The following is a 3,100-nucleotide window of genomic DNA, read 5'->3' on the forward strand; positions in this document are numbered from 1 at the left end:
AATCGCCCGGAGACGGAGTAGAGATCCACGTCTGTCCCCAGGATCTCAGTGTACCGTTCCCACTCCAGTACGATACCAAAGCGCCGCCCTGGATGCAGCGTCGCGCCAATACCGTAGAGCAAGTCAGTGGCACTGTCCGTCTCACGGGTGCGCTCCGAGCCGTCGTCAAAGGTGACGCTGGACTTCCAGCGGTGGGCACCGACCCGGCCGTGTACGGAGAGCGCATTCAACACCGGAACCCGTGCCACCAGGGACAGGCTCCGTGTCGCGGGCTCGTCCTTGCCCGAGCGCTCATCATCGGAGAATGTCGTCTCGCCGAGATCAACGTAGGCCGCTTCGATACTGAGAAAGCGGTTGGGCTGGTAGCCCGCGAAAATCTTATAGCCGGTGTCAGAGTCGTCCACCGAGCCGGAGCCGGGCCCCGGCCAGTCGCTCGCGCTGATATCGTAGTTCACCAGGCCGTAGCCAAACCCGAGGTAGACGCCCTCCTGGGCCGTGGCCGCAACGGGGTACAGCAGCGCCAGAGACAGCGCGATAGTGATTGGCTTCATTGTTAAGCCCTCCGTGCTCCAGTTCAATTGTGACGTGTCGCTGACGTGCTCGCGTGCGCACATCGGTCAACGCGAGGGCCCCCAGCCGTTGCACACTGTGCACGGCACATCTCCCCCGTACGCGGCGTTCCGTCACACTTTCGAACGTCATCCTGATTGCTCGGTACCTCCGGCGTGCGTCTTACGACCCGGGGGTTATCCCGGCTTCGCGAAGGCGATCGGCTACCCGCTCCAGGTCGGCGGGCGTATCCACGCCGGGGCCGGCGTCACCGGTGACCTCGACGGCATGAATGCGCAGACCGTGCCAGAGCACGCGCAACTGTTCCAGGGATTCCACCGCCTCGATGGGCGCCGCTTCCAGCAGCGGGTAACGCCTGAGAAACCCTGCCCGGTAGGCGTAGATGCCCAGATGGCGCCACCAGCCCTGCAGGGCAGCGGGACGACCGGCGTGATCACGATCCCAGGGTATGGGCGCGCGGCTGAAATACAGCGCATCACCGCTGGCGGCGCGCACGACCTTGACGACGTTCGGGTCGTGGAGGTCATTGACTGTTTGCAGCGGCGTCACCAGGGTGGCAACGGGTGTTCGCGGGTGCCGATCCAACCCGGCCGCCACTTCGCGGATAAACCCTGGCGGCATCAGCGGTTCGTCGCCCTGCAGGTTGACCACTACACGCTCATCGTCCAGGGCCAGGGTCTCGGCTACTTCAGCCAGGCGCTCGGTGCCGGAGCGGTGATCGCCGCGGGTGCGAACCACCTCCGCACCGAAACCGTGGCAAGCCGCCTCGATTCGGTCATCATCGGTCGCCACCAGCACCCGTTCGGCGCCGCTCTCCCGGGCACGCTCCACGACGTGCCGGATCATCGGCCAACCGAGAAGATCCGCCAGCGGCTTGCCCGGAAAACGCGTCGACGCGTAGCGTGCCGGAATCACCACGTGAAATGTCATTGTTTCTGCTTCTTTTCCGCCTTGGCAAATCGCTCCAGGGTGCTTCGTACACGCGCCTTGAGCGCCCGTTCTGTTTCCGCCGTGAGCACGGTCTCCGCCGGCACGGCCCAGTGGCGATCCCCCGCACAGGCCTTGCACTTCACCGCGTCCTTCTCGGTCATGAGCACGGGGAAGCCATCGTCAAAGTTCACATCCTTGTGGGAGAACGGGTAATGGTCTGCGAACGGATGCCGAATGACATCGATGCCGAAACGTCCCAGTGCGGCGAAGAAACGGTCCGGATTGCCGATGCCGGCAATCGCATGCGCCGGCTCGCCGGCGAACTCTTTCAGATTCACCCAGCGCTCACTGTCCGTGACCGACACGGCCCGGTTCACGCGTAGCGTGAAGTAATAGGGGGTGAGCCAGGACGGCCCGCCGTTCGCCACCAGCAGGTCCACCTGACGCAGTCGGCTCCTGGGCTCACGTAAGGGCCCCGCCGGCAGGCAATTGCCGTTACCCAGGCCGCGCGCGGCATCGATGACAACCACCTCCAGATCCCGATGGAGCCGATAGTGCTGCAGGCCGTCGTCCGAGACCACAACGTCGCAGCCGTAGGTGTCGACGAGGGCCTGCGCGGCCTGCACCCGGTCGGGGCTCGCCACCACCGGGCACCCGCCCCGCTGCGCGAGCAGCACTGGCTCATCGCCGACCTCGTAGGGATCGCTGTCGGCGTTGACGACCTGTGGCCATTCCTTCGCCTGCCCCCCGTAACCGCGGGTGATGACGCCGGGGCGCCTGCCCATGGAGCGGAGATACCGCACCAGCCACAGCACCAGCGGCGTCTTCCCCGTGCCGCCAACAAAGATATTGCCGATGACCAGAACCGGCACCGCGATGCGCTCCCGCCGCAGTATGCCGCAACGGTACCCCAGCCTCCGGCTCGCCATGGCGACCCGGTACACCCAGGAGGCGGGCAGCAGCAGCAGGGAACGGGAGGTGTTGTGAAGCCAGAACTCGGGAAACCCTGTCATGCCCACCTCCGACGACACGTGCAGCTTGATGGCAGGCAGTCCGGCACGATTCACTCCTCCCTGAATTGCATCTGGTGAAGCGCGGCATAGTGCCCGCCGTGGGCCAGCAGCTCACGGTGGGTGCCGGCTTCGACGACACGCCCCTGATCCAGAACCACGATGCGGTCGGCGTTTTCAATGGTCGAGAGGCGGTGGGCGATCACCAACGTGGTGCGACCGACCATGAGTTGATCCAGCGCGGTCTGGATTTGATGCTCCGATTCGGAGTCCAGCGCAGAGGTCGCTTCGTCCAGAATCAGAATGGGGGCGTTTTTGAGCAACGCCCGGGCAATTGCCACCCGCTGGCGCTGGCCACCGGAGAGCATGACGCCGTTCTCGCCGATGACGGTATCGAACCCGTCCGGCAGCCTGTCAATGAACTCTTCCGCATTGGCCGCCCGGGCGGCCTCCCGGATTTCCTGCTCGCTGGGCCGATCCATCAGGCCATAACTGATGTTATTGGCCAGGGTATCGTTGAACAGCACCACCTGCTGGCCGACCAGCGCCATGTTCCGGCGCAGGTCCCGCAGGCGATAGTCCCGAATGGG

General features: G+C 65.0%; 4 protein-coding genes. All 4 read right to left on the minus strand.

Going from position 1 to position 3,100, the window contains the following annotated elements; all coding sequences use genetic code 11:
- On the minus strand, nucleotides 1-551 hold a 551-nt coding region (locus tag QZT63_RS16890; RefSeq protein ID WP_290652756.1), incomplete at its 3' end, for a porin family protein.
- A 181-nt stretch (nucleotides 552-732) separates the two neighbouring features.
- Nucleotides 733-1,500 (minus strand): 3-deoxy-manno-octulosonate cytidylyltransferase, encoded by a 768-nt coding sequence (gene kdsB, locus QZT63_RS16895; RefSeq protein WP_290652757.1) that lies wholly within the window; start codon nucleotides 1,498-1,500, stop codon nucleotides 733-735.
- Entirely contained in the window at nucleotides 1,497-2,513 is a 1,017-nt protein-coding gene (gene lpxK / locus QZT63_RS16900) for a tetraacyldisaccharide 4'-kinase (RefSeq protein WP_290652759.1), read from the minus strand. The genes kdsB and lpxK overlap by 4 nt, the downstream gene beginning before the upstream one ends.
- Nucleotides 2,514-2,563: 50 nt before the next feature.
- Nucleotides 2,564-3,100 (minus strand): ATP-binding cassette domain-containing protein (locus tag QZT63_RS16905; protein ID WP_290652761.1); only part of this gene is annotated, 537 nt, incomplete at its 5' end.

The organism is Aquisalimonas sp., assembly GCF_007120195.1.
In the GTDB taxonomy this organism is placed as follows: Bacteria; Pseudomonadota; Gammaproteobacteria; order Nitrococcales; family Aquisalimonadaceae; genus Aquisalimonas.